At 66.8% G+C, this 24,920-nt stretch carries 24 protein-coding genes and 1 pseudogene; 14 read left to right on the top strand and 11 right to left on the bottom strand.

The window, feature by feature from the left end:
* Window positions 1–29: 29 nt before the first annotated feature.
* The 3 genes from MKK51_RS07015 to fliI form a co-directional block, all read right to left on the bottom strand.
* Window positions 30–1,085 carry a lysylphosphatidylglycerol synthase domain-containing protein gene (locus MKK51_RS07015; protein ID WP_243975911.1) on the bottom strand — a complete coding sequence of 352 codons (1,056 nt, stop codon included), beginning with the start codon at window positions 1,083–1,085 and terminating at the stop codon, window positions 30–32.
* Between the two features lie 140 nt (window positions 1,086–1,225).
* Complete coding sequence (fliJ, locus tag MKK51_RS07010) at window positions 1,226–1,633, bottom strand: flagellar export protein FliJ (RefSeq protein ID WP_027174293.1); 408 nt, start codon at window positions 1,631–1,633, stop codon at window positions 1,226–1,228.
* Between the two features lie 83 nt (window positions 1,634–1,716).
* Window positions 1,717–3,072 (bottom strand): flagellar protein export ATPase FliI, encoded by a 1,356-nt coding sequence (fliI, locus tag MKK51_RS07005; RefSeq protein ID WP_243975910.1) that lies wholly within the window; start codon window positions 3,070–3,072, stop codon window positions 1,717–1,719.
* A gap of 419 nt (window positions 3,073–3,491) precedes the next feature.
* Here fliI and ctrA point away from each other — a divergent pair, with 419 nt between their 5' ends.
* Window positions 3,492–4,193, top strand: a complete 702-nt coding sequence (ctrA, locus tag MKK51_RS07000; RefSeq protein WP_018042682.1) for a response regulator transcription factor CtrA — start codon at window positions 3,492–3,494, stop codon at window positions 4,191–4,193.
* A 250-nt stretch (window positions 4,194–4,443) separates the two neighbouring features.
* Here ctrA and MKK51_RS27535 read toward each other — a convergent pair.
* The 7 genes and pseudogenes from MKK51_RS27535 to chpT form a co-directional block, all read right to left on the bottom strand.
* Window positions 4,444–4,755, bottom strand: a pseudogene (locus tag MKK51_RS27535) (acyl-CoA thioester hydrolase/BAAT C-terminal domain-containing protein); the annotation flags it as partial.
* A gap of 554 nt (window positions 4,756–5,309) precedes the next feature.
* Complete coding sequence (locus tag MKK51_RS06990; protein WP_243975909.1) at window positions 5,310–6,185, bottom strand: CheR family methyltransferase; 876 nt, start codon at window positions 6,183–6,185, stop codon at window positions 5,310–5,312.
* Window positions 6,182–7,351, bottom strand: a complete 1,170-nt coding sequence (cheB, locus tag MKK51_RS06985) for a chemotaxis-specific protein-glutamate methyltransferase CheB (protein ID WP_243975908.1) — start codon at window positions 7,349–7,351, stop codon at window positions 6,182–6,184. Before cheB ends, MKK51_RS06990 begins: the two co-directional genes overlap by 4 nt.
* 79 nt (window positions 7,352–7,430) lie before the next feature.
* Window positions 7,431–7,814, bottom strand: coding sequence for a PleD family two-component system response regulator (locus MKK51_RS06980; protein WP_243975907.1), 384 nt, complete (start codon window positions 7,812–7,814; stop codon window positions 7,431–7,433).
* Between the two features lie 23 nt (window positions 7,815–7,837).
* Window positions 7,838–8,326: a chemotaxis protein CheW gene (locus tag MKK51_RS06975; RefSeq protein ID WP_243975954.1), complete on the bottom strand. Its 489-nt coding sequence runs from the start codon at window positions 8,324–8,326 to the stop codon at window positions 7,838–7,840.
* 38 nt (window positions 8,327–8,364) lie between these two features.
* The gene (locus MKK51_RS06970; RefSeq protein ID WP_243975906.1) at window positions 8,365–11,073 is read right to left on the bottom strand and encodes a hybrid sensor histidine kinase/response regulator; all 2,709 of its coding nucleotides are present in this window, start codon (window positions 11,071–11,073) and stop codon (window positions 8,365–8,367) included.
* Between the two features lie 144 nt (window positions 11,074–11,217).
* Window positions 11,218–11,952 (bottom strand): histidine phosphotransferase ChpT, encoded by a 735-nt coding sequence (chpT, locus tag MKK51_RS06965; protein WP_243975904.1) that lies wholly within the window; start codon window positions 11,950–11,952, stop codon window positions 11,218–11,220.
* A gap of 192 nt (window positions 11,953–12,144) precedes the next feature.
* Here chpT and MKK51_RS06960 point away from each other — a divergent pair, with 192 nt between their 5' ends.
* The gene (locus tag MKK51_RS06960; RefSeq protein ID WP_243975902.1) at window positions 12,145–13,014 is read left to right on the top strand and encodes a 3'(2'),5'-bisphosphate nucleotidase CysQ; all 870 of its coding nucleotides are present in this window, start codon (window positions 12,145–12,147) and stop codon (window positions 13,012–13,014) included.
* 12 nt (window positions 13,015–13,026) lie between these two features.
* On the opposite strand, the gene MKK51_RS06955 is transcribed toward MKK51_RS06960, so the two are convergent.
* Window positions 13,027–13,503 carry a hypothetical protein gene (locus tag MKK51_RS06955; protein WP_243975900.1) on the bottom strand — a complete coding sequence of 159 codons (477 nt, stop codon included), beginning with the start codon at window positions 13,501–13,503 and terminating at the stop codon, window positions 13,027–13,029.
* 135 nt (window positions 13,504–13,638) lie between these two features.
* On the opposite strand from MKK51_RS06955, the gene MKK51_RS06950 reads away from it, so the two are divergent.
* From MKK51_RS06950 to MKK51_RS06895, 12 genes are all read left to right on the top strand, one after another.
* Window positions 13,639–14,271: a DUF1134 domain-containing protein gene (locus MKK51_RS06950; RefSeq protein ID WP_409565632.1), complete on the top strand. Its 633-nt coding sequence runs from the start codon at window positions 13,639–13,641 to the stop codon at window positions 14,269–14,271.
* 143 nt (window positions 14,272–14,414) lie between these two features.
* The gene (locus MKK51_RS06945) at window positions 14,415–15,140 is read left to right on the top strand and encodes a hypothetical protein (protein ID WP_243975896.1); all 726 of its coding nucleotides are present in this window, start codon (window positions 14,415–14,417) and stop codon (window positions 15,138–15,140) included.
* Window positions 15,141–15,298: 158 nt separating this feature from the next.
* Entirely contained in the window at window positions 15,299–15,571 is a 273-nt protein-coding gene (locus MKK51_RS06940; protein ID WP_243975894.1) for a 3',5'-cyclic-nucleotide phosphodiesterase, read from the top strand.
* A gap of 113 nt (window positions 15,572–15,684) precedes the next feature.
* On the top strand, window positions 15,685–15,993 hold the full coding sequence (locus MKK51_RS06935; protein ID WP_243975892.1) for a hypothetical protein: 309 nt from the start codon (window positions 15,685–15,687) through the stop codon (window positions 15,991–15,993).
* A 62-nt stretch (window positions 15,994–16,055) separates the two neighbouring features.
* Entirely contained in the window at window positions 16,056–17,330 is a 1,275-nt protein-coding gene (gene lysA / locus MKK51_RS06930; protein ID WP_243975890.1) for a diaminopimelate decarboxylase, read from the top strand.
* 114 nt (window positions 17,331–17,444) lie between these two features.
* Complete coding sequence (locus MKK51_RS06925; protein ID WP_243975888.1) at window positions 17,445–20,084, top strand: TIGR02302 family protein; 2,640 nt, start codon at window positions 17,445–17,447, stop codon at window positions 20,082–20,084.
* 99 nt (window positions 20,085–20,183) lie between these two features.
* Complete coding sequence (locus tag MKK51_RS06920) at window positions 20,184–20,369, top strand: twin transmembrane helix small protein (protein ID WP_243975886.1); 186 nt, start codon at window positions 20,184–20,186, stop codon at window positions 20,367–20,369.
* 145 nt (window positions 20,370–20,514) lie between these two features.
* Window positions 20,515–21,132 carry an acyloxyacyl hydrolase gene (locus MKK51_RS06915; protein ID WP_243975884.1) on the top strand — a complete coding sequence of 206 codons (618 nt, stop codon included), beginning with the start codon at window positions 20,515–20,517 and terminating at the stop codon, window positions 21,130–21,132.
* Window positions 21,133–21,164: 32 nt separating this feature from the next.
* Window positions 21,165–21,737: a cob(I)yrinic acid a,c-diamide adenosyltransferase gene (locus tag MKK51_RS06910; protein ID WP_243975882.1), complete on the top strand. Its 573-nt coding sequence runs from the start codon at window positions 21,165–21,167 to the stop codon at window positions 21,735–21,737.
* 220 nt (window positions 21,738–21,957) lie between these two features.
* Window positions 21,958–22,707 (top strand): electron transfer flavoprotein subunit beta/FixA family protein, encoded by a 750-nt coding sequence (locus tag MKK51_RS06905; protein ID WP_243975880.1) that lies wholly within the window; start codon window positions 21,958–21,960, stop codon window positions 22,705–22,707.
* Window positions 22,708–22,833: 126 nt separating this feature from the next.
* A complete protein-coding gene (locus tag MKK51_RS06900; protein ID WP_243975878.1) occupies window positions 22,834–23,784 on the top strand; it encodes an electron transfer flavoprotein subunit alpha/FixB family protein in 951 nt (316 codons plus the stop codon).
* Between the two features lie 212 nt (window positions 23,785–23,996).
* Window positions 23,997–24,878, top strand: coding sequence for a 3-hydroxybutyryl-CoA dehydrogenase (locus MKK51_RS06895; RefSeq protein ID WP_018042661.1), 882 nt, complete (start codon window positions 23,997–23,999; stop codon window positions 24,876–24,878).
* The last annotated feature ends 42 nt before the right edge of the window (window positions 24,879–24,920 follow it).

The following is a 24,920-nucleotide window of genomic DNA, read 5'->3' as shown; positions in this document are numbered from 1 at the left end:
CGCTGTCGCGAGCGGGGCCGATCCGGACCCTAGAGCGGCTTCTTCTCCAGCTTCTTCTCGATCTTGCCGGGATCGAGGCCCGGTGCGACGACCGGGGGGGCGGGCACGGCGGAGGCCTGCGGCGCCCTTGCGAGGTCGGCGAGGCGTGAGCGCTCGTAGAGCAGGACGACCACCACCGAGATCAGCGCCGGTATCCAGAAATAGAACACCCGGAACACGATCACGGCCGCGATGATCGCATCCTTCTGGCCGGGATCGGTGATCTGCATCGCCGTGATGAAGACGAGTTCGAAGACGCCGAGCCCGCCCGGCGCGTTCGAGACCAGGGCGACGGAGAAGGAGGCGAGGAAGATCGCGATGACCGCGATCCAGCCGGGATTCACCGCCTCCGGCAGGGCGAAATAGAGAATGCCGGCCGCGCCGAGCAGTTCGAGGGGCGCGGCCAGAAGCTGGCGCCCCATGACTGCCGGACGCGGATATTCGAGCTTGAACTTGCGGATATGGAGCGGCGGGAGGCGCAGGATCGACCCGGCGACGTAGAGGGCCACGAAGGCGAGAAGGCCGATGCCGACGATGAGCGCGGTCTTCGGGTCGGTGAGAAACCCGGGCAGGATCCCCTTGAGGCGCGAGAGCAGCTGCGGCTCGACCACGAGGACGATGCCACCGAGCAGGATCGTCCCGAGGAAGAAGGTGAACGAGCACAAGGCGACCAGCACCGCCACCTGGGCGGCCGAGAGGCCCTTGGCCGTGTAGGCCCGATAGCGCACCAGGGCACCGGAGAAGACCGAAGCGCCGATATTATGCGAGAGCGCGTAGGTCGTGAACGAGCACACCGCCACGAAGAACCACGAGATCCCTCGCACACCGAGATGCAGCAGTGCGATCCGGTCGTACCAGGCGAGAGCCGCATAGGCGACGAGGGTCGACAGACCCGCCAGAGCCATGCGGTGGGGCGGGATGGCGACGATGGCCCCCCATACCGCCGCCATCGATGTGGTCTTCAGCTCCTGATAGAGAAAGTAGCCGGAGATCGCGATCGCCAGGATGCCGATGAGCGGCCAGGCGAAATCCTTGATTGTCTTCATTGCGAACCGGTCATGCCCCCACAGCCCCGCCTACCTGCACGACCGCGTTGAGCATCGCAAGCGAGACGGCCGGCTAAGGCATTCCCCGGACAGATGTCATGCGAAGATGACGACTTCGTGCCGTCCGCCTCGCTGATTGGTCAGGCGCGAATGCGGGAGAGGCCGATACCGTCCATGGCCGCCTGGTCGCGCGCCGCTTCGGCGACGCGCTCGGCCGTGCGCTCGCGATCCTCGAGAATCTCGATCTTCTTGAGCTCTTCGAACGCCTCGCCGAGTTCGGCCTTGGCGTCGGTCAGCTGGCCTTCGAGGGCGAGCGCGGACTGGCGCATGTTGTCCCGGCGCGTGGCGGCGGCGCGGGCATAGGTGGGATAGGCGAAATGGCCGGTATCGGTGATGCCGGCGCGACCTTCCTCGTAGGCCACCTCACGGTCGAGCTCGGACGCCATGCGGTTGAAATCGGCCATCATCATCTCGATTTGCGTCACCCGCCGACGCTTCTCGTCGACCTGAAAGCGGCGCAGCCGGATCAACGTGTCACGCGATTTCATATTGATGGTCCCATTCCACGCCACGCACGAAAGGCCGACACCGTCGCCGCCGGAGACACAAGAGACGACGCTCCGTCCGTCACTCAGGCGCCGCCGACGATCGCTGCCAACCGCTGATAACCCTCGCCTATCGAGGTTGCTTCTTCCTTACTCTGACCCAGAAAAGCCTCGATACTCGGCATCAACCCCACCGCCTCGTCGACTTCCGCCGACGCGCCGGCCCTGTAGGCACCGAGCCTGATGAGCTCCTCCATGTCGGCATAGGTGGAGAGGATGCGCCGCGCACGCCTCACTGTGGGCAAATGGGCGGGATCGCAGGATCGGGGCATGGTCCGGGACACGGAGCGCAGGACGTTGATGGCGGGATAGCGTCCCCGCTCGGCGATGCCGCGCTCCATGACGATGTGGCCGTCGAGGATGCCGCGTACCGCATCTGCCACCGGTTCGTTGTGGTCGTCCCCCTCCACCAGGACCGTGAACAGGCCCGAAATCGCGCCCTGCCCCGTTCCGGGTCCGGCCCGCTCCAGCAGGCGCGGCAATTCGCTGAAGACCGTCGGCGTGTAGCCCTTGGCGGTGGGCGGCTCGCCGGCGGCGAGGCCGATGTCGCGCTGGGCCATAGCGAATCGGGTGATCGAATCGATCATGCAGAGGACCTGCGCGCCCTGATCGCGAAAATACTCCGCCATGGCCAGGGTGACGTAGGCCGCGTTGCGCCGCATGAGGGCCGGCTCGTCCGACGTCGCCACCACCACCACCGAACGGGCGAGGCCGGCGGGCCCGAGATCGTCCTGCAGGAACTCCTGCACTTCGCGCCCGCGCTCGCCCACGAGGCCGATGACCGCGACATCCGCCGCCGTGTAGCGGGCGAGCATGGAGAGGAGGACGGACTTTCCGACGCCGGAGCCGGCGAAGATGCCCATGCGCTGACCGGCGCACATGGTGATGAAGGTGTTGATGCAGCGGATGCCGAGATCCAGGGGCGGACCCACCCTGCGCCGGGCATGGGCCGGCGGCGGGTCGGCGCGGAGGGGGTAGATGGCCGGCCCCGGCGGCAGCGGACCGAGGCCGTCCACGGGACGGCCGAGGGCATCGATGGTCCGCCCGAGCCAGCCGGCGGACGGGCGGATCGCGCCGGCGGCCTCGTCGCGCACCATGGCGGGACAGCCGCGGCGGACGCCCTCGAGCGAGCCGAACGGCATCGCCAGCGCCCGGTCACCCTGAAACCCGATGATCTCGCAGGGGACGGCGCCTCCCGCGTTCTCCACCATGATGTCGAGGCGTCCCCCGAGCCGCATGGCGGCCACCGGCCCGGCGATTTCGACCAGGAGTCCCTTGATGGCCACGACGCGACCAAAGGTCTCCAGGGGCTGGATGCCCGCGAGGGCGGCCTGGGCCGAAGCCAGATTGAGCGTGGAAGAAACGCGGGCCCGGTCCGTCATCTGCGCGTCTCTCAACGTTTCATTTACCTCCCTCCTTAACACTGCGTACATCGGGCTTGAAGCGGTCCGTCGCCATTCGTCAGCGGACACGCGTCCGTTCCGGATACGAAGCATCGCTTGGGCGTGTCAGTTGAGATACAGCTGTCGTTGAAGGCAAATCTATCAAGTGCTTAGCTGAATGTTTTCGTGTAACGCTTGCGCCGGCCCCTCACCTCTCGGGGCTGGATCGCCGATCGGCCGCAGCATCATTTACCGGAACATTCAAATCTGTGCTTGCCACCGAGAATCAGGTTTTGTTAACGATTAACCATTAGCGTTTCACGTCTATGACGAGGGAGCGTCCGCCACGGGCCGGTGGTGGACGAACGGCGGGGGCTTGCCCGAACGCTGAATACGGCCGGCTGGGCTGGGGACCGACGATGCGGGTACTTCTGATCGAAGACGACAGCGCGACCGCGCAGAGCATCGAACTGATGCTCAAGTCGGAGAGCTTCAACACCTACACGACGGATCTCGGCGAGGAAGGAATCGACCTCGGCAAGCTCTACGACTACGACATCATCCTTCTCGACCTGAACCTTCCCGACATGTCGGGCTACGAGGTGCTGCGCAACCTCCGCGTGGCGAAGGTCAAGACGCCGATCCTGATCCTCTCCGGCATGGCCGGCATCGAGGACAAGGTGAAGGGCCTCGGCTTCGGAGCCGACGACTACCTCACCAAACCGTTCCACAAGGATGAGCTGGTCGCTCGCATTCATGCGATCGTCCGCCGCTCGAAGGGCCATGCCCAGTCGGTCATCACCACCGGCGACCTGATCGTGAACCTCGATCAGAAGACCGTCGAGGTCACCGGCAGCCGGGTCCATCTCACCGGCAAGGAGTACCAGATGCTGGAGCTCCTCTCGCTGCGGAAGGGCACGACCCTCACGAAGGAGATGTTCCTCAACCACCTCTACGGCGGCATGGACGAGCCCGAGCTGAAGATCATCGACGTCTTCATCTGCAAGCTGCGCAAGAAGCTGGCCAACGCCTCCTCCGGCAAGAACTACATCGAGACGGTCTGGGGACGCGGCTATGTGCTCCGCGAGCCGAACGAGGGCGAAGAGCGGATCGCCGTCTGATCCCATCCACTTCGGACTCGAAAAAAAGGCCTCGCGTGAGCGGGGCTTTTTTGTTGGGCGATGCTCTCGAACACTTCATCTCGGCGAACAGGGGCAGCACGAACGGTTCTAACTCGAATCCGGCCCTTCCCATGCGGTGATGGCAGAGGACCACGCCCAGCGCTCGATGGAAGAAATCGATCAGACGTCGGTTGTAAGCATTCTCATCCTCACCCACGGGGGTGTGGTCTTGCTCCGCCAGGAAGTGCACCTCCGGTGCGCGGCCGTGCTGCCGGAGCCGCGTTTCCAGGCGCTGGGTCATCGAGACGGACCACATCGTGTCGTTCATCCCGTGCGTCAGGAGCAACGGCCCCTCGTACCGTTCGATTTCGATCGGCAGCGTTGGCAGCAGATCGTCCGATACCCCCCGCCATGTCCAAGCACGCTGGGCCGGATCCCAGCTCTGCCAGCCAGGATCTCCGCTGTCCCGCCAATTTGCCCCGATGAACGCGCCGCAGATGACGTCGGAAGGAGCATGGGCGGCAACGGCATCGGGGAGACCCGGAACGCCGTCCCGCGCCATCAGTGCGGTGACGAGCAGGGCATGTTCGGCACCCCGGGATACGCCGTAGAGGCCGACCTTGCCTGAGATCGGCAGGGCATGAAGTGTCGCCAGGGCCTCGGCCGTCCGATCGAGGGGCACGTTCAGGATGTTGCCCGCATTCCAGGCGTTGCCACCTACCGAGTAGCCGAACGGGACGGCCAGAAATCCATGTGCCGCCAGGATGGAGGCGGACAGGTAGCTGTAACCGGACCAAGCACCCTCGGAGCCGTGAAGCACCATGACGGCGGGGAATGGCCCCTCGCCCGGAGGGCTGTAGCACTGGCCGAGGCCGGGCAGCGAGCGGTTGATGATCCTGAGCATCGCCATCCGAACCTACGGAGAACAATACGAGAGCGCATCTCGTTTCATGCCCGCAAGCCTCCCGTGAGGGCCGATCATCAATCTGTGCCCCCCGATGCATCGACGATGCATGAGCCCAGCGCGTCGACCGGGTGGGACAAAGATCGTTCGGAATGGCGTGCTGCTCCTCCGCCGTTTCCCGGCCTCGTGGCCCTCGACCGGCGGGTCGCGGGCTACAATCCGACGACCTTGCGCAGTATGGGCTGCGGCTGAGTGGCCAGGCCCGGCCGTGCGGCGCTCGGCGCCTGGCCATAGAGCCCGCGATGCTGCGGGTGCGGCACGAGCCGGTCGGTGAGACCGATGACCGTCTCGGCGGCGCCCAGGAGGACGACGCCGTCCGGGGTCAGGCTGGAGCTGAGGCGCCCCAGCACGTCGCCCTTCGTCGGCGCGTCGAAATAGATCAGCACGTTACGGCAATAGATGATGTCGAACGCCCCGAGCGATTCGAAGGAATGCAGCAGGTTCAGCGGTCGGTAATCCACCATCTGCCGCAGGCTCGCGGAGATCCGCCACTGATCGCCGACCTGCTCGAAATGCTTCAGCAGGGATTGCACCGGCAGGCCGCGCTGCACCTCGAAATGGCTGTAGAGGCCGGCCTTGGCCTTTTCCAGCACCTCCGTCGAGAGGTCGGTGGCAACGATATCCACCTGCCAGCCGGCGAGGCGCGGCGCCGCGTCCTGAATCAGCATGGCCAGGGAATACGGCTCCTGTCCCGTGGACGCCGCCGCGCACCAGATCCGCAGGCGGCGCTGGCTCGCGCGCCGCACCAGGGCTTCCGGCAACAGCACGTCCCGGAACAGGTCGAAGGGGACCCGGTCCCGGAAGAAGAAGGTCTCGTTCGTGGTCATCGCCTCGACCACCGCGCGTTCCAGGCTCTGGTCGCGCGACGCCTTCAGACTGGCGACGAGATCGTGCAGGGTCGCGAGGTTGAAGCGTCGGCAGACGGGCGTGAGCCGGCTTTCGATGAGGTAGCGCTTCTCTGCGCTGAGGGCGAGGCCCGAGCGCGTCTTGAGGTAGCCGCGCAGGAAGTCGAATTCGAGGTCGGTCATGCGGCATGCCCCGTCAGGAGGTTGCGGAGGGCCGGGCCGATCTCGCCGAGCGGCAGGACGGCCTGGGCGAGGCCCGCCTTGGCGACGCTCCCCGGCATGCCCCAGACGGTGCTGGTGGCCTCGTCCTGGGCGAGTACCGCTGCCCCCGCCTCCGTCAGCGAACGTGCGCCGTTGGTCCCGTCCGATCCCATTCCGGTCAGGATGACCGCGAGGGCCGCCGCGCCGTAGAGGGCGGCGGCGTCGTGGAACAGCACGTCCACCGCGGGCCGGCAGAAATTCACGACCGGCCCGTCGTCGAGACGGATCGAGAGGTCGTTCCGACTTCCCTGCAGACCCATATGGCGGCCACCCGGCGCCACGTAGATGCGGCCCGGCTGGATACGCTCGTCGGGCTTCCCTTCCGCGGCCGGCAATCCGACTCTGGCACCAAGATGCTCGGCGAAGACCGCCGTGAAGACCGGGGGCATGTGCTGGACGATCAGCACGGGGAACTGACGCAGGGTCGCGGTCCCGATCTTCTCCAGCACTTCGCCGACGGCGCGCGGTCCGCCCGTGGACGAGCCGATGAGCAGACAGCGTGGCGGGATTCCGGTGCGGGCCTTCGGGCGCAGGACGAAGGGGGTCGCCGCGCGTTGGACCGGTGCCGGCGCGACAGGGGCGGCTCCGATGGGGGCGGGAGCGGCATGCGGTCGCCGCCGGGCGCGGGTGGCCCCGAACACGCGGACACGCTCGATCAGTTCGGCGCGGAACGTGTCGGAGGTGGTGACGCCGCGATTGCTTTCCGGCTTGGCGAGGTAGTCGACGGCGCCGAGGGCGAGACAACGCAGGGAGATGTCGGCGTTGCGCGTCGTCAGCGTCGACATCATGACGACCTGAATGCCCGGGCTCTTGGCGAGAATCAGAGGCAGGGCCTGCGTGCCGTCGAGCTCCGGCATGTCGATGTCGAGGAGCACCACATCGGGATCGGCGCGGGACATGGCCTCGAGCGCGATGCGGCCGTTCGAGGCGGTCGCGACCACCTCGAATCCCGCCTCCCCGATCCAGCGGGCGACGAGGCCGCGAACCACCGCCGAATCGTCGGCGATCATGACGCGCACGCGAGCGGCGTTGCTCGCAGTGCCTCCCGCAGGGGTCGCGAAGACGGGGACGGAGGCGGCAGCGGCCATGGAACTCTACGCTTCGTCGTGATGACGGGAACTGTTCAGCGACGATCCGGCGAGACCGAAGGTCCACGCCGCCTCCGTGTCAGGCGGCATCGGCCTCTTGGCCGAATCCCACCTGTTCGAGCTTGGCCGTGACGATGTCGCGGTCGAACGGCTTCATGATGTACTCGTCCGCACCGGCATGCAGGGCCCTGGCGATGGCCCCGACGTCGTTCTCGGTGGTGCAGAACAGAACCTTGGGCGCCATCCCACCGGGGGTCTGGCGCAGCGCGCGGAGGAACTCGTACCCGTCCATGGTCGGCATGTTCCAGTCGAGCAGGATCACGTCGGGCATCTCCGCGATGCAGGCCGTCAGGGCCTTGGCGCCATCCTCGGCTTCGCCGACCTTGAAATTCATGGTCTCCAGGATGCGCCGAGCGACCTTTCGGATGACGGCGGAATCGTCGACGACGAGACAGGTCTTCATGGGGCTGTCCTCGATCTGTAAGGTCAGGCGGCGCCAGCGACGTCGTGCAGCGTTCCGAAGGCGAGAAGCGCATCGACGTCGAGGATGACGAGGAGCCGGCCGTCGAGGCGGTGCACCCCGAGGGAGAGATTGCGCCAGCGGGAATCGAGGTTGATCGGCACCGGCTCGTGCGTGTCGCCTCCCAACTTCAGCACCTCGCCGACGCCGTCGACCACGAGAGCGAAGGTTTCGCCGCCCTGTTCGAGCCCGATCGCCATCTTCTGGCTTTCGTCGGCACGATCCGGGAGGCCGAGGCGGCGGCGCAGGCACAGGGCCGTCACCACGCGTCCGCGCAGGTTCAGGAGGCCGACGATCTCCATCGGAGCCAGCGGCACGGGCGTCACCCCGGCAGGGATGAAGACGTCGTGAACCCGGTCGATGGCGAGGCCGAACATGGTGTCGGCGACGAAGACCGTGATGAAGTCGGTGGTGGCGCCGGTCTCGACGCCCGTATTGCTGTTAGCGGCCTGAATCATGGCTCAGAGTGTCCGATCTCGTTCGAAGGCCGGGTTCAGGCGGCTTTGGGAAGGCTGACAATGTCGACTTCGCCGAGGGCCGAGATCAGCCCGCTGCGATCGAACTTCGCCACCAGATCGAGGATCGAGAGGGAGCGAGCCCGCTCGATGGCGTCGATGCCGACCGTGCCGGACAATCCGATGACCGGTAGCCGGGACAGGCGCTCGTCACCCTTCCGCATGGCGGCGACGAGGTCGAAGCCGTTTCGGCCCGGCATTTCGAGGTCGCATACGACCACGTCGATACGGCCGTTGGCCATCAGCGTGGTGAGGGCGGCCTCCGCGCTTCCGGCGGTGATCACGGTGTAGCCGGCGGCTTTGAGGACCGGGCTCAGCATGTCGCGGAAGAAGGCCGAATCGTCCACGAGAAGCAGCGTGGCATTGCGCTTCTCGGGCTTGTGCGCGCCCCGCGCCCAGTCGTCATAGGCCAGGGGCAGGAAATGGGCGATGTTGATGATCTCGGTGGCGCGGCCGCGCAGGACCGCCGAACCGATGAGGTCCGAACGCTCGGCCGCGATCTCCACGTCGAGACGTTCCTCCACGATGTCGATGATTTCGTCCACGACGAGGCCCATGGCCCGTTCGCCGTCCGAGAACACCACCAGGGCCTGGGTGCCCTCGCTCCGGATCTCGATCGACTGATCGGCCGGGACCAGCGGCATGAGCCGGCCGCGGTACTGGATCAGCGGGCGTCCGCCGACCCATTCGATCTTGTCGGCCTCGATTTCCTCGAGCCGCGTCACGAGGGAGAGCGGCACCGCCTTGAAGCTGCCTCCACCGCCCTTGAACACCAGCAGCGTCGCCTTGGCATCGGCGGCATCCACCTCCTCCGGTTCGGCATCCACCGGGATGGCGCCGGTCTGCGTGTCCTGGCTGACCTGACGGGCGATGCCATTCGGGTCGACGATCAGGACCACAGCGCCATCGCCGAGAATGGTGTTCCCGGCAAACAGCGGCAGGTGGCGCAGCTTGGACGACATCGGCTTCACGACGATCTCTTCCGTGTGGAAGACTTCGTCCACCAGGATGCCGAAGCGCTGGCGGCCGACCTGTGCGACCACCACGAAGCCGGAATCGATGCTCTCGGCATTCTCCTTCTGACCCAGCACCCCGGTGAGGGTCACGATCGGCAGAAGGCGCTCGCGCAGGCGCAGCACCGGCGAGCCGTTGATGCGCTCGACCTTCTGGGCGGTGGCCTTGTCGACGCGCACCAGTTCCAGCACCGCCACCTGCGGCACGGCGTAGCGAAGGTCGCCGGCCTTGACGATGAGGGCCGCGATGATCGCCAGCGTCAGCGGGATCTTGATGGTGAAGGTGGTTCCGCGGCCGAGCTGCGTGTTGATGTCGATGACACCGCCGATGAGCTCGATATTGGTCTTCACCACGTCCATACCGACGCCGCGGCCGGAGACCGAGGTGACGGCCTTCGCGGTGGAGAAGCCGGGATGGAAGATGAACTTCGCAACCTGGGCGTCGGTCATCTTGTCGATATCGCTCTGGCTCGCGACGTTGCGCTCCACGGCCTTGCGGCGGATGGCAGCGAGATCGAGGCCCTTGCCGTCATCGGCGATCTCGATCGTGATCGTGCCACCCTCGTGATAGGCGGCGAGGCGGATCGTGCCGCGGGCCGGCTTGCCCGCCGCCTTCCGGTCGGCGGTGGATTCGATGCCGTGATCGGCCGAGTTGCGCACCATGTGGGTGAGCGGGTCCTTGATGACCTCGAGCACCTGGCGGTCGAGCTCGGTCTCGGCACCGCTCATGATGAGCTCGATCTGCTTGCCGAGTTCCGACGAGAGGTCGCGGACCACGCGCGGCAGCTTCTGCCAGGCATTGCCGATCGGCTGCATGCGCGTCTTCATGACGCCTTCCTGCAACTCGGCCGTCACATGGCTGAGGCGCTGCAGGGGAACCTTGTAGGTGGAATCGTCGTGGCGTCGCGCGATCTCGAGCAGCTGGTTGCGGGTCAGCACCAGCTCGGAGACCATCGTCATGAGGTGTTCGAGCGTGTCCACGTTGACGCGGATGCTCTGGACCTTCGACGCGCCGCCCTCGGAATCTCCGGTCGGAGCGTCCGCCCCATTCTTGCGGTTCGCGCCCTTCACGGGCGACTCCTCGGCGAAGGACGCGGAGTCGCGTTCCGGGATCGTGAGTTCTGGCTGCTTCGGTTCGGCGACGGGGGCCGGCTCGACGGGCAGAGGCTCCGACAGGTCGGGACCCTCGGCTTCGAGGAAAGCGCGCTCGAGCTCGTCGAGGGAGACTTCTCCCGGCTTCAGCTCTCGCATGACGGGGTCGGGGAGCTTGGTCTCGACGACCTGGACCGGTGCCGCGAACGGCGCGGCCGACATGGCGTCGAGGGCGTTGATCAGGTCGTCGTCGTTGCCGGCCGGCTCGGTGCCGGCGATCTCGAGGTCGCCGAGGATCTGCTTCAGCCGGTCCAGCGTCACGAGGATCAGGCTGACGGCGGGGCTGCTCACCGGCATCCCGTCGCGGAACTGGCCCATCAGCGTCTCGGCCGCATGCGCCAGGGCTTCGAGGCGCGGAAGGCCGAGGAACCCGCACGTCCCCTTGATCGTGTGGACGAGGCGAAAGATGTTTCGGAGGATCGTCTGGTTGTTGGGATCCTGCTCGAAGCGCACCAGTTCGGCGTCGACGGTATCGAGATGCTCTGCGCTCTCGGTCAGAAACTCACGCAGCAAGTCGTCCATTAGAGGCACTCGGTCCAGACGCGCACTAGGTTTGTGCTCGTTCCACCTTGAGGCCGACAGGTTAGTGAAGAGTTTCGAGCGAACGACAAATTCACAAGTCGCGGCAGGATTTGATCCATCCCGCCGCGACCGTCGCTCCGGCGATCAGGCGAGCGACGTCTCGGGCGGCTCGCTGTCGGAGGGGCGCGTATCCTCCAGGGGGGACTCGGCGGGTGCCGCGGCCGGAGCGACGGCGGCTGCCACGGGCTCGGCCCGGATCGTCACTTCGTCGCCCTCGATCGCGAAGCGGACGTTCATCGCCGCCGCGCGGGCCACGAGTCCGGCATAGAACGGCAGGATGCTGTGCGCGTCCACCGCGCCGTTCTCCGGCGTTCCCGCGATCAGATCCTCCACATGGGCGGGGATGCGGGCATGCGACCCCTTCGACGTGATGACGATGGAGGGGGTCTCCCCGTCGCCGCTGACGACCACGTCGATCTTGCCGCCGCGGGGAATCGTGCCGGTCGCAATCATGACGAGATTGAGGAGGAGCTTGACCTTGTTCTTCGGATAGAGCGCCTGCGGTGCGCTCCAGGTCAGCTGGGTCTTCTCGTCTCCGAACATCCCACGCGAGACCTTCTCGGCATCGGCCAGATCGATCGACGCGCCCGCCGATCCGGCGGCGCCGAACGCGATGCGGGCGAACTGCAACCGAGCGGAGGCCTGCTTCGCGCTCTTGCTGATCAGTTCGAGGGCGAATTCCCGCATCGACGTGTCGTTCTCGTCCTCGAGGACTTCGAGCCCGTTCACGATGGCGCCGACCGGGCTGATGACGTCGTGGCAGACGCGCGAGCAGAGCAGCGCGGAGAGATCGAGGGAATCGAGATCGACGGGGGTCATCGTGCTCTCCGCACAGGGCAATGAATGGGCCGCGGATGCGGCCGGTCCGTCGGCTTCGAGAGATGAAACCGACCGAGGGCGGCACCGATAGACGGCACAGGATGCTTTGAAAAGCGACGCGAGGCGTGCGTAGTCCGTTTCGGAGCCGACTCTAGAGTCGACAAGGCGCGGCTCGCAAGGCAAGACTTTCCCATGCCCCTCGATCCGCGGATGCGCGACAGCATCGCGACGACATTGACCGACATCGCCTGCGAAGCCGGCGAAATCCTCCGACGACATCATGGTGGCGACTGCGCGCACGTGATCAAGCCGGACGGGACACCGTCGAGCGTCGCCGACATCGCATCCGAAAAGCTGATCTTCGATGCTCTGAGGCAGCGCTACCCGACCATCCCCATCGTCTCCGAGGAATCCACCCACGATCTGCCGCCGGCCGAATTGTTCTTTCTGGTCGATCCTCTGGACGGCACGCGCGACTTTCTGGCCGGAAACCCGGATTACAGCGTCAATATCTGCCTGATCGAAGGAAACAGGCCGGTTGCATCGGCCGTGGCCGGGCCGGGCATCGGCCGCGTCTGGGGGGCCGGCGCCACCGCGTTCGAAGCCGTGATCCATCGCGGGCGGCCAACGACGCGGAACGCGATCCGGGTCCGGAAGGTGCCGGAGGACGGACTCGTCGCCCTCGTCAGCCGCCGCCACGGCGATACCGAGACGGAGGCATGCCTCGCAGGGCTGCCCATCGGCCAGAGGCGCGGCGTCGCATCGGCCCTGAAGTTCTGCCTCATCGCTTCCGGCGAGGCCGACATCTATGTCCGCTGCGGCCCGACCATGGAATGGGACACCGCGGCCGGGGACCATGTGCTGACCACCGCCGGCGGCTGCGTCATCGTGCCCTCGGGGCGCGAGATCACCTATGGCCACTACGGCATCTTCTATCGGAACGGCCCTTTCGCGGCCCTCGGTGATCCGAGCTATACGGGCCGCCTCGGCCTGCCCGATCGCGGGCCCAGCCTCGGCACGGCCCGGCAGGCATGTCCCGCGCAGACCACGCCGCCGGTGTGAGAGGTGCCTGCATCAGAGTTGCGCGCCGTCCTCGGTGAGCTTGCGCAGGGCCGGCCATTTCTCTTCTGCCGCCACGACGATGGCCGGTGACGCGACCACCGTCGAACGGTGTTCCCCGTTGCGGAACAGGTAGAGACCCTCCCCTGCCGGACCGGGCAGGATCGCGAAGATCTGAGGGTCCGTGTCCACGATCCGGCCGTCGAGCACCCCGATCGGATCGTAACCGGACAGACGCGGTGCATAGGCGGAGGGCGCATCGCGGAAGGCCGCGAGGTTTCCCGGCCGCGAGAATCGCCAGGTCCGACCTTTCCACTCCCATTCGAAGGCCGGTCTGCCAGGCACCGGCTGCCCGTCGGGATCGAGGAAATAGCTGACCGCGTCGAACCCATCGAGGGCGATCAGACCCTGCCGCGCAAAGGAGGCGCGCGGTGCGGCAATGCACGATGCCAGCGTGATTCCGGCGAGGTCACGGCGCGTTAACACTATCATGCGGTACTTCGTGCTCTAATCGGCGCTACGCGGGCTCGTGCCTCCGCTTGTCCCGGCTCGGACAGATCTTGCCGGGAGAATGTCGGCGAACGGGACGGATGTCGAACCTTATGATGGGCGAACATGGTGCTCCGGATGACTGATCCTTCGAATCCCCTCGCAGCATCGGCTAAACCCTCGCCGCTGGCAGCCCGGCGCCGCGCACTGATCTTCGGCGGCGCTGCGGCCGCCCTCCTTATTGCGGCGCCCCTCGCTCCGGCCCTGTCCTACGACGAGCAGCCTCCCGGTCGGTTCCGGCCCGCGGAGATCGTGGATAACGGGCATAAGTTCTTCGGCTCGATGTCGCGCGGTCTCGCCCTCACCGTGGAGGAAGCGACCCGACGCTGGGGCGAGCCCAACGGCTACATCCTCGGACAGGAAGCATCCGGCGCCATCGTCGGCGGCGTTCGCTACGGCGAGGGCACGCTCTATACCCGCAATGCCGGGCAGCGCCGGATCTACTGGCAGGGGCCGTCCATCGGGTTCGATCTTGGCGGCGACGGCGATCGCACGATGATGCTTCTCTACAACCTCCCCTCGGTCTCCGGCCTCTATCGCCGCTTTGCCGGGGTCGACGGCTCCGCCTATTTCATCGGCGGGTTCGGGATGACCGCCGTCACGAACGACGGAATGGTGGTGGTGCCGATCAGGACGGGCGTCGGTGCACGCCTCGGGATCAACGTCGGCTATCTCAAGTTCACCCCGAAGCCGACCTGGAACCCGTTCTGATCCGACCCGGCACGATGATCCCCGACGGCGACGGTTCGTCTCAAACCCTTCAAAGGATTGGTCTCACCTGGGAGAAATGGTCTAAAGACATGGGCGTCGCGGCCTCTCCGGCCGCGTCCAGCGGCTAGGAAGAGCATTCCCGCGTGATCGAAACCGTGATGATCTTCGCGCTCGGCTTTCTCGCAGCGAGCCTGTGCGCGCTCATGGTCCTGCCGGCCGTGAATGCCCGGGCGACCCGCCTCGCCAAGCGGCGGCTCGAAGGTCTCGTCCCCCTCTCCGCCTCCGAAATCGCCGCCGAGAAGGATTACCTGCGCGCGCGGTTCGCGGTCACGCAGCGGCGTCTGGAGCGGAAGGTCGAGGCCGCGCGGGGCAGCCGCCATGCGGATATGGCGACGATCGGAGCGCGGACCCTCGAGATCGCCGCCCTGTCGCGGAATGTGGAAGAGCGGGATGCCACGCTCGCCTCGACACGGGCGACCCTCGACGGTGTCGAACACGACCTTGCCGCGGCGCGCGCGGAGGGAACCCTCAGCCTCGCCACGCTGGAGGTGCTCGAGAACGCCCATCGCGATCTCCTCGACGATCTCCACGTGCTCCGCGAGGCGAAGGGGATGCCATTGGACGTAGCCACCGTTGACGACGAGGCCGGCCAGGACCTGCGGGCGCGCTACGCGACGCTCCTCGCCGAATGTGAAGCCCTGCGCAGCGCACAGGCGCCTCCGGACGCGGAGATCGCCTCCCTTCGTCAGCGCATCGTCGAGGTGGCGGATTCGCTGCTCCGACAAAGCCGGCTTCCCTCGGTCGATGTCTTCGCCATGCCCGGCTCTCAGGCCGGTTCGATTCCGGTGAAGCGGACCGAACCCGTCTGATCCACCGCCGGGTGGCGAGAGGGACGTTGCAGGCGGCCGGAGGAGTGGCGTAGAAGCCGCGTCTTCATGGGATGACCACCGGCGTGCCTTGTTTCGACCATGCAAAGGCATCATCGGGTTCGTCACATCCTCACTGTCTGAGACGGATCGCGTTCCCTATGACTTTCAAGATGACTTCGCTTGCCCTCGCACTCGCGACAGTGTCCGTGTTCTCGTCGGCGGCGGCCTTCGCCCAAGGCGCTCCCCAGACGAAGCGGGGCAACGAGACGCTGAAGAAATACTGCACCGGCGATTATCTGACCTATTGCGGCAACCTCTCGCCCGATGATCCGGCCATGGACAAGTGCTTCCAGACCAACTGGACCAAACTGTCCGAGAACTGCCGCCGCGCCATCGATGCCTACGAGAAAACCTCCGGCAAGAAGGGCTGATCCCCTTCATTGAGGCCCCGGCGCCTCAGGCAACATAAAGCGTGGCCGTTGCGCTCGCATCGGCGAGAAGCAGCGGCTATGATGCCGACGCCCGAGGCTCCGGACCTACGTTGATGTTGTTTCGTTCCCGACTGACGTTGCTCCTCGTTCTGGGCGGCGTGGCCCTCGCCGGCTCCGGCTGCGGCCGGCGCGGTGCGCTCCAGGCGCCCGACACACGGGCGCCGGCGCAATCCTCCGGGCTGGGATTCGGATCGGCACCGGTGGCGGATGCCACCGCCGTGGCCGATGGCGACGATCTCGATCCCTCGGCGATCTCCGGCACGCCCAAGGCCATCGTCGAAGCTCCGGTGCAGACGTCGAAGGGCGTCAGGCGCGGCTACACCATCCCCAAGACACCCTTTATCCTCGACCCGCTCCTGTAGAGGATCGTCGGCGGGCCGACCGCCGCGCTTCCGTCTCCAAGTCCGCGTCCCAAGGCCCGCCGATGCACCATTTCCATTATCGCGACGGCCTGCTGGCGGCCGAGGATGTCGACCTGACCGGCCTCGCGGCCGAGGTCGGCACGCCGTTCTACTGCTATTCGACCGCGACCCTCGAGCGGCATTACCGGGTCTTCGCCGAAGCCTTCGCCGGGGACGACGCCCTCGTCTGCTACGCCATGAAGGCGAATTCGAACCAGGCGGTGCTCACCACCCTGGCGCGTCTCGGCGCGGGGATGGACATCGTCTCCGAGGGTGAGCTGCGCCGTGCCCTCGCCGCCGGTGTCGATCCGCAACGGATCGTGTTCTCCGGCGTGGGCAAGACCCGCGAGGAGATGGCGGCGGCCCTGCATGCCGGCATCTATTGTTTCAACGTGGAGAGCGAGCCCGAGCTCGAAACCCTGTCCGAGGTGGCCTCCAGCCTGGGCGCGACCGCACCGGTCTCCGTGCGGGTCAACCCGGATGTGGATGCCGGGACTCATGCCAAGATCTCCACGGGAAAGTCCGAGAACAAGTTCGGCATCCCCATCGGTCGTGCGCAGGACGTCTACGCCCGTGCGGCGTCTCTGCCGGGGATCGCGGTATCCGGCGTCGACATGCATATCGGCAGCCAGATCACCGATCTCGCGCCCTTCGCCCATGCGGCCGGGCTGCTGGCGGACCTGGCGCGCAGTCTGATGGCGCAGGGGCACCCCCTGCATCACATCGATTTCGGCGGCGGCCTCGGCATTCCGTATCGAGAGGACAACGCCCCTCCCCCGGAGCCCGCCGCCCTGGCGGAGATTCTGCGACCGCATTTCCAGCCGCTGGGCCTGCGCCCGGTCTTCGAGATCGGCCGCATGATCGCCGGCAATGCCGGCATCCTCGTCACCCGCGTCCTCTACGTGAAGCGCACGGAGGGCCGGACCTTCGTCATCGTCGACGCGGCGATGAACGACCTGATCCGTCCGACGCTCTACGAAGCTTATCACGCCCTTCGCCCGGTGATCGAGCCCGGTGCCGACACCCAACGCGTCGTTGCCGATGTGGTCGGACCGGTCTGCGAGAGCGGCGACTACATCGCGCTCGCCCGCGACATTCCCGATGTCGCGCCGGGCGACCTCGTCGCCGTCATGACGGCGGGCGCCTATGGGGCGGTCCAGGCCGGAACCTACAACACCCGTCGCCTCGTGGCCGAGGTTCTGGTGAGCGGCGATCGCGCGGCCATCGTCCGGCCACGCCAGACCTACGACGACCTCATCGGCCTCGACCGCGTGCCCGACTGGCTGCGGTCGCAATAGCCGCGCGCCCGCAAAGCGGGTGGGCCGATTTGACCCGATCGCCGCGCGCCGCCACCATGCTAGGCTGACAGGGCGGGATGCGGTGAGCGTGCCCCGCTTCGGGAGCCCAGCAGAATGGACGTGGCCGACGCGACGACCTCCGGCGCGACCCACATGACGCCGAAGACGCCGGCCGTGCGAAGCCGGCTGGACCGGCTCGTGTCGCAATCGCAGGCCGCAGGCCTTTGGGAGCGGGTATGGCCGCTCGTCTGGCGCGCGCTCGCCGTCGTCCTGGTCTTCCTCGCAGCGTCATGGCTGGGGCTCTGGCTCGATCTGCCGCCGACATGGCGCATGGCCGGACTTGCAGCCTTCGCCATCGCCTTCCTCGCCGCCCTGGGCCCGTTGGCCCGGCTGTCCCGCCCGAGCCGCCGCGAGGCCCTCGCGCGCCTCGACCGCGATGCCGCCGCCGGCGACGCCGCCCTGTCCCACAACCCGGCGTCGGCCATCGACGACACCCTCGCCGTCGGGACGTCCGATCCGGCGACCCAGGCCCTATGGGCGCTGCATCAGCGCCGCGCGGCCGAGGCCGTCGCCCGGTTGAGCGTCGGCCTGCCCCGTCCGGACATGCCAGGCCGCGATCCCCTCGCTTTGCGCGCGGGCCTTGTGGTGGCGGCTTTGGCCAGCCTGTTCGTCGCCGGCCCGGAATGGCGCCAGCGCATCGGCAGTGCCTTCGACTGGCACGAGGCCGCGGGTCCCGGACCGAGCTTCCGCGTCGACGGCTGGATCGATCCGCCGCTCTACACCCGGCTTCCGCCCCTCGTCGTCACCATGAACGGGACTAAGCAGCACCTGCGCGCGCCGGTGAACTCGACGCTGATCGTCCGGATCGCCGGTCAAGGCGACGTCGTCCTGACCCCGAATGCCGGTTTGAAGCCCCTGCCCGGCAAGGAGGCCCGTCCGGACCTTCGCGAGGACCGCTTCCAGCTCGTCGGAGGGACCGCCGATCTCGTGATTGCCGCGGGCTCGGCGCCGAAGCAGCATCTCATCGTCGAGACCATCCCCGATCTCGTCCCGGAAGTCAGGCGCGTCGGCGCCCTGGAGGTGAATGCGCGCGGCACCTTCAACCTGAGCTATCGCGCCAAGGACGATTACGGCATCGCCTCGGCCGATGGGATCGTCGAGCCCCTGGCCGGAGGACGCTCCCTGGTTCCCCTGCCGAAGATGCCCCTTGCCCTGCCCTCCGACGCGAGCGGGGAGACCGATACGAAGACGCTGGTGGACCTCACCGACAATCCCTGGTCGGGGGCGCGGGTTCGCCTGACCCTCGTCGTCAAGGACGAGGCCGGTCAGGAGGGACGGACCGAGACGGCGGAGATCACGCTGCCGGCGCGGCCCTTCCGCGATCCCCTGGCGCGGGCCCTAGCAGAAGAGCGCCGACGCCTCGTTACCGCTCCCGACGAGAGCCGGGGCCGGGTGCAGACCGCCCTCGATGCCCTGATGATCGCGCCGGACCAGTTTACGCCGCAGCCGTCGATCTTCCTCGGGCTGCGCACCGCGTCCCGCCGGCTCAAGGCGGCACGGAGCGACGAAGCCCTGATCGAGGTCGCCGACCTGTTGTGGGAGATGGCGCTCAAGATCGAGGACGGCGACCTTTCCGACGCGGAAAAGAGCCTGCGCGCCGCACAGGACAAGCTGAAGGACGCCATCGACCGCAACGCGCCGGACGACGAGATCAAGAAGCTGACCGAGGATCTGAAACAGGCCCTCGACAAGTTCATGAAGCAGATGGCCGAGCGCCAGCAGAGGCAGCCTCAGCAGCAGGGCGACAAGGGCAAGTCCCAGCAGAACGCCAAGACCGTCACCCCGGACGATCTGAGCAAGATGCTCAAGGATATGGAAGAGGCGATGAAGCGCGGCGATACCGCCGAGGCGCAGCGCCTGCTCGAACAGCTCCGCAGCATCCTCGAAAACCTCCAGACCGCCGAGCCGGGTGGCAAGTCCGACCCCAGCGCCCGCGAGATGAGCAAGCAGGCGGAGGAACTCGACAAGATGTCCCGCGAGCAGCAGGACCTGCGCGACGAGACCTTCAAGGACGGACAGAACAAGCGCGGCCAGCAGCCCGGGCAGAAGCAGGGCCAGAAGCCCCAGCGCGGCCAGCAGGGCCAGCAGCAGAATGGTGACCAGGGACAGCAGCAGGGCGGCGAGCAGGGTCAGCAAGGGCAACAGGGCCAGAAGGGACAGAAAGGCCAGAAGGGAGCGCAGGGCCAGGGTGGCGCCGGGGACCGTCAGCAGGCTCTGCGCCAGCGCCTTGAGGATCTGCAGAAGCGGATGAAGGAACTCGGGATGCAGGGCGAGGACGGCCTCGCCGATGCCGAGGAGGCGATGCGCGACGCCGAAGGCGCCCTCGGCGAGGGCAAGGAAGGCGATGCCGTCGATGCTCAGGGGCGTGCCCTCGACGGGCTCAAGCGCGGCGCCGAGGGCATGCAGAAGCAGATGGAGGACATGGCCCAGGGCGAGGGTGAGGGCGAAGGCGAGCAGGAGGGCGGCGAGAATCCGAGCCAGCAGGGGCAGGCCGGCAATCGCGACGACGATCCGCTCGGCCGGCCGACCAAGGGCCGCGATCTTTCCGACGGCCGTGGCAAGGTGCCGACGGCGGACGAATCCGCAGTCCAACGCACGCGCCGGATCATGGAGGAATTGCGCCGCAAGCTCGGCGATCCGAGCCGGCCGAGGGAAGAGCTCGACTATTTCGAGCGGCTGCTGCGGCGAAACTGAGATGTGCACCCGTTCATCGGGTGCGATGCCCTGCCCTATGGCTTAAGGAAAGGCCGGAGCCATATGGGCTTCGTCCCTGCGTTGCGAGCCCGAGCCGTCATGTCTTCCAACACCCTCGTCCTCGTCGCCTGCCTCGCCGTGGCCGTCGTGCTGTTGCTCGGCCTCGTCAACATGATGCGCGGCGGCAGCGCCAACACGTCTCAACGCCTCATGCGCCTGCGCGTATTGCTTCAGTTTCTAGCGATCATCTTCATCATGGGTGTGGTGTGGTGGCGCTCCGCCTGAGTGGCGATCACATCCCGGTGAGTGTGGCGGACGGGTCTCACATGCGATCTAAGACGAGGACGGGACGGGATTACTGAGCAACCGGACTGCCGCCAGCGTATTCCAGCGTGGTAGGAAGACCGGGTTCACTTTGGATCCGTCATCGATGCAAGCCATCTGCTCTCGCCTGGTCGCCGGCATTCTCGCCCTGCCCGTCGTGTGGTCCGCCCAGGCTGCTGATCTCGGTTCACCGCCCCCCGCGGCGGCCTACGTGACGCCGGTTCAGCCCCTGAGCATCGTCTCCGAGGTGCGTATCGGCGGGGCCGTCCAGGATCCCGGCAGTGCCGAGAAGAACACCAACGCCATCAACGGCGAGATCCTGTTCTACAAGCCGGTGGTGAGCCTCGACCCGTTCTGGCAGGCCTTCGTGCCGCGCCCGACCGTGGGCGGCAGCTACAATTTCGATGGCCGCACCAGCTACGCCTATATCGGCGCGACCTGGACGGTGGACCTGTTCCCTCAGACGCTGAACAACCGGGTCTTCCTCGAAGGCTTCTTCGGCGCGGGTGCGCATAACGGTTATACCGGGCTCAAGGCCTACGCACCGGCGGGCTTCAACGCGCTGGGCTGCAACCCGCTCTTCCGTGAAGCGGCGGCTCTCGGCTTCCGCCTCACCGAGCATTGGAGCATCATGGCCACCGTCGAGCACATGTCGAATGCCGGACTGTGCCACGAGAACCGCGGCCTGACGAATTTCGGTGGCAAGCTCGGCTACACGTTCTGAGCCCGCCGCCTGGAACCGAGATCGGATAACCCTTGGTCACCCTGAATCGCATCTACACGCGCACCGGCGACAAGGGCTCCACGGCGCTCGCCAACGGCGAACGTCGCTCCAAGGCGGATCTGAGGGTCGAGGCCTATGGGACGGTCGATGAGACCAATGCCTGTATCGGCCTCGTCCGCCTCCATGCCGATATCGTCCTCGACGCCATGCTCGGCCGCATCCAGAACGACCTGTTCGACCTCGGGGCCGATCTCGCGACCCCCGAGAGCGACGAGCCGCCGGCCTACGAGCCCCTGCGCATCGTCGCGAGCCAGGTGAAGCGGATCGAGGCGGATATCGACGCCCTCAACGCCGAATTGTCGCCCCTGAAATCCTTCGTGCTTCCCGGCGGTTCGGCGGCCTCCGCCGCGCTCCATCTCGCCCGTACGATCTGCCGCCGGGCCGAACGCCTCACGGTGGCCCTCGCGGCCGTGGAGGGCGAGCGCGTCTCGCCGGAAGCGCTGCAATACCTCAACCGCCTTTCGGACTTCCTCTTCGTGGCGAGCCGCACGGCCAATGCCAATGGAGCCGACGACGTGCTCTGGGTGCCGGGCAAGAACCGCTGACGCCAGATATCTGGTAGACCGCATACAAGAGAGCCGGGATGTCGAACTCCATGTGTTCGACGCGGGGCTAGACTGTCGCACGCGTTGACAAGTCTGAAATCCCCCCGTTACGGTCCGCCGCTTCTTTCCAGGAGGGTGCCCGGACCTTCGACCGCGTCGAAGGCCCCTCGCGCGTTGCGCCGGCCCTTGCCAAGAAAATCATTGGAGGATTGTGACCGCCATGAAGGTTCTGGTGCCCGTCAAGCGGGTCGTCGACTACAACGTCAAGATCCGCGTCAAGGCCGACGGTTCTGGGGTTGAACTCGCCAACGTCAAGATGTCGATGAACCCCTTCGACGAGATCGCCGTCGAAGAGGCGATCCGTCTCAAGGAGAAGGGCAAGGCGACCGAGATCGTCGCCGTGTCCATCGGCCCGCAGCAGGCGCAGGAGACGTTGCGCACCGCCCTCGCCATGGGGGCCGACCGGGCGATCCTGGTCAAGACCGACGGTCTGGTGGAGCCGCTGGCGGTGGCCAAGATCCTGAAGGCCATCGTCGAGAAGGAGGCCCCCGGCCTCGTCATCCTCGGCAAGCAGGCCATCGACGACGATTCCAACCAGACCGGTCAGATGCTGGCCGCCCTGCTCGACTGGCCCCAGGGCACCTTCGCCTTCAAGGTCGAGTTCGGTGAGGGATCGATCGACGTCACCCGCGAGGTCGATGGTGGCCTGCAGACCGTCACCCTCGCCCTGCCGGCGATCGTGACCACGGACCTTCGCCTCAACGAGCCTCGCTACGCCTCGCTCCCCAACATCATGAAGGCGAAGAAGAAGCCCCTCGAGGAGCTCAGCCCCGATGCGCTCGGCGTCGACGTGACGCCCCGCGTCAAGGTCTTGAAGACCGTCGAGCCGGCCGGCCGCAAGGCGGGCATCAAGGTCGGCTCCGCGGCCGAACTCGTCCAGAAGCTGAAGGGCGAAGCCTCGGTCATCTGAGCGCCCGCCCCGTCCGCGCACCGGCCTTCGAAAGACGGCCGGTGCCGGTCCGACAATCACTTCGGCCGCAGCCCGGCGCGACGCCGCGACGGATGACAGGCCGCACAGCAACGAGGTTCGCACAGCATGGCCACTCTCCTTCTCATCGAGCACGATAACGGCGCCGTGCGCGACGCCAGCCTGAAGGCCCTCACCGCCGCCAAAGAGATCGGCGGTCCGATCCACGCCCTGGTGGCCGGCGCCGGAAGCCGTCCCGCGGCGGATGCCGCGGCGACCCTCGACGGGGTCGACAAGGTGCTGCTGGCCGAGGATGCCAGCTATGACCACGCCCTGGCGGAGCCGACCGCCGCGCTGATCGTTTCGCTCGCGGGCGAGTACGACGTGATCATCGCCGCGGCATCCACCACGGGCAAGAACGTGCTGCCGCGCGTGGCCGCTCTCCTCGACGTGGCGCAGATCTCGGACATCATGACCGTGATCTCGCCCGATACGTTCGACCGGCCGATCTATGCCGGCAACGCGATCCAGACCGTCCAGGCCGCCGAGGGCAAGAAGGTCATCACCGTCCGCATGGCGGCGTTCAAGGCCGCTGCCGCCGGGGGATCGACGGCTCCGGTAGAGCCGGTTTCGGCGAGCGCGCCCGCTGCGTCCAAGTCCACCTTCAAGGGCGAGGAGATCGCCCAGTCGGACCGGCCCGAACTGGCCGCTGCCAAGATCATCGTCTCGGGTGGCCGCTCGCTTGGCTCGTCGGACAAGTTCAAGGAGCTGATCGAGCCGCTGGCCGATGCCCTCGGCGCTGCGGTGGGCGCCTCGCGCGCTGCCGTCGATGCGGGCTACGCCCCCAACGACTGGCAGGTCGGCCAGACCGGCAAGGTCGTGGCGCCGGACCTCTATGTCGCGGTGGGCATCTCCGGCGCGATCCAGCATCTGGCCGGAATGAAGGATTCCAAGGTCATCGTCGCCATCAACAAGGACGAGGATGCCCCGATCTTCCAGGTGGCGGATTACGGCCTCGTCGGCGACCTGTTCCAGATCGTCCCCGAGCTTCAGGCCGAGATCACCAAAGCCAAGGGCTGATCCCGGGCCCCGGGAGACCCCGACAGGACTCCGCCGCCAGCGTCCGCGGCGGAGTACTTTTCCCATTTAAGCGCTTGCCCGGGCTGCACCTCAGCGAGAAAATGATCTAGGAATTTTGTGCGCCGCATTTCAATTGCGGTGCCAACGCCTCGATCGCTAGGCGGGCGTTCTGCGGCCGAACCGGCCGCGCCTCAGGGGTGCGAGTTCAAGCGATGGCCATCGAGATCAAGACCGTCGGAATCATCGGCGCCGGCCAGATGGGAAGCGGCATCGCGCACGTTTGTGCCATGGCTGGGCTGGACGTGAGGCTGAACGACCGCGATACCGCCCGTATCCATAGCGGGCTCGCGACGATCGACGGCAACCTGGCGCGCCAGGTCTCCAAGGGCACGATCACCGACGAGCAGCGGCGCAGCGGCGTCGCCCGCATTCTCGCCGCCGAGAGCTATGACGACCTCGCCCCCTGCGATCTCGTCATCGAGGCGGCGACGGAAGACGAGGCGACCAAGCGCCAGATCTTCACCGCCCTGTGCCCGTCTCTGAACCCGGATGCCATCGTGGCGACCAACACGTCGTCGATCTCGATCACGCGCCTCGCCGCCGCCACCGACCGGCCGGAACGCTTCATCGGCATCCATTTCATGAATCCCGTCCCGGTCATGCAGCTCGTGGAGCTGATCCGGGGCATCGCCACGGCGGACCCGACCTACGTCTCGGCCAAGGCGTTCATCGCCAAGCTCGGCAAGACCTCCACCATGTCGGAGGATTTCCCGGCCTTTATCGTCAACCGCATCCTGCTGCCGATGATCAACGAGGCGATCTACACCCTCTACGAGGGCGTCGGTTCGGTGGAGGCCATCGACACCGCCATGAAGCTCGGCGCCAACCATCCGATGGGGCCGCTGCAGCTCGCCGATTTCATCGGCCTCGATACCTGCCTGTCGGTGATGCAGGTGCTCTACGAAGGCCTGGCGGATTCGAAATACCGCCCCTGCCCGCTTCTCGTGAAATATGTCGAGGCCGGCTGGCTCGGCCGGAAGACCAAGCGCGGGTTCTACGATTACCGCGGCGAAGTTCCCGTTCCGACCCGCTGACGCCATCCGAACCGGAAAGGCGGGCGCTCGGACGTTTCCGCC

Origin of the sequence: Methylobacterium sp. E-045, assembly GCF_022829685.1 — a bacterium.
Classification (GTDB): domain Bacteria; phylum Pseudomonadota; class Alphaproteobacteria; order Rhizobiales; family Beijerinckiaceae; genus Methylobacterium.
The sequence above is the reverse complement of the archived record's forward strand: the minus strand, read 5'-3'. Positions and strand labels throughout refer to the sequence as shown.

Bases quoted from the DNA above. Each gene is read 5' to 3' on its own strand.
- MKK51_RS06915 (WP_243975884.1), top strand. From the start codon at position 20,515: ATGCAAGCCATCTGCTCTCGCCTGGTCGCCGGCATTCTCGCCCTGCCC.
- MKK51_RS06980 (WP_243975907.1), bottom strand. From the start codon at position 7,814: ATGAAGACCTGTCTCGTCGTCGACGATTCCGCCGTCATCCGAAAGGTC.
- MKK51_RS06990 (WP_243975909.1), bottom strand. From the start codon at position 6,185: ATGACCGACCTCGAATTCGACTTCCTGCGCGGCTACCTCAAGACGCGC.
- MKK51_RS06895 (WP_018042661.1), top strand. From the start codon at position 23,997: ATGGCCATCGAGATCAAGACCGTCGGAATCATCGGCGCCGGCCAGATG.
- MKK51_RS06955 (WP_243975900.1), bottom strand. From the start codon at position 13,503: ATGATAGTGTTAACGCGCCGTGACCTCGCCGGAATCACGCTGGCATCG.
- MKK51_RS06970 (WP_243975906.1), bottom strand. From the start codon at position 11,073: ATGGACGACTTGCTGCGTGAGTTTCTGACCGAGAGCGCAGAGCATCTC.
- ctrA (WP_018042682.1), top strand. From the start codon at position 3,492: ATGCGGGTACTTCTGATCGAAGACGACAGCGCGACCGCGCAGAGCATC.
- MKK51_RS06900 (WP_243975878.1), top strand. From the start codon at position 22,834: ATGGCCACTCTCCTTCTCATCGAGCACGATAACGGCGCCGTGCGCGAC.
- MKK51_RS07015 (WP_243975911.1), bottom strand. From the start codon at position 1,085: ATGAAGACAATCAAGGATTTCGCCTGGCCGCTCATCGGCATCCTGGCG.
- MKK51_RS06960 (WP_243975902.1), top strand. From the start codon at position 12,145: ATGCCCCTCGATCCGCGGATGCGCGACAGCATCGCGACGACATTGACC.
- fliI (WP_243975910.1), bottom strand. From the start codon at position 3,072: ATGACGGACCGGGCCCGCGTTTCTTCCACGCTCAATCTGGCTTCGGCC.
- MKK51_RS06940 (WP_243975894.1), top strand. From the start codon at position 15,299: ATGACTTTCAAGATGACTTCGCTTGCCCTCGCACTCGCGACAGTGTCC.
- cheB (WP_243975908.1), bottom strand. From the start codon at position 7,351: ATGGCCGCTGCCGCCTCCGTCCCCGTCTTCGCGACCCCTGCGGGAGGC.
- MKK51_RS06935 (WP_243975892.1), top strand. From the start codon at position 15,685: ATGTTGTTTCGTTCCCGACTGACGTTGCTCCTCGTTCTGGGCGGCGTG.
- MKK51_RS06920 (WP_243975886.1), top strand. From the start codon at position 20,184: ATGTCTTCCAACACCCTCGTCCTCGTCGCCTGCCTCGCCGTGGCCGTC.
- MKK51_RS06905 (WP_243975880.1), top strand. From the start codon at position 21,958: ATGAAGGTTCTGGTGCCCGTCAAGCGGGTCGTCGACTACAACGTCAAG.
- MKK51_RS06925 (WP_243975888.1), top strand. From the start codon at position 17,445: ATGGACGTGGCCGACGCGACGACCTCCGGCGCGACCCACATGACGCCG.
- MKK51_RS06950 (WP_409565632.1), top strand. From the start codon at position 13,639: ATGACTGATCCTTCGAATCCCCTCGCAGCATCGGCTAAACCCTCGCCG.
- fliJ (WP_027174293.1), bottom strand. From the start codon at position 1,633: ATGAAATCGCGTGACACGTTGATCCGGCTGCGCCGCTTTCAGGTCGAC.
- chpT (WP_243975904.1), bottom strand. From the start codon at position 11,952: ATGACCCCCGTCGATCTCGATTCCCTCGATCTCTCCGCGCTGCTCTGC.
- lysA (WP_243975890.1), top strand. From the start codon at position 16,056: ATGCACCATTTCCATTATCGCGACGGCCTGCTGGCGGCCGAGGATGTC.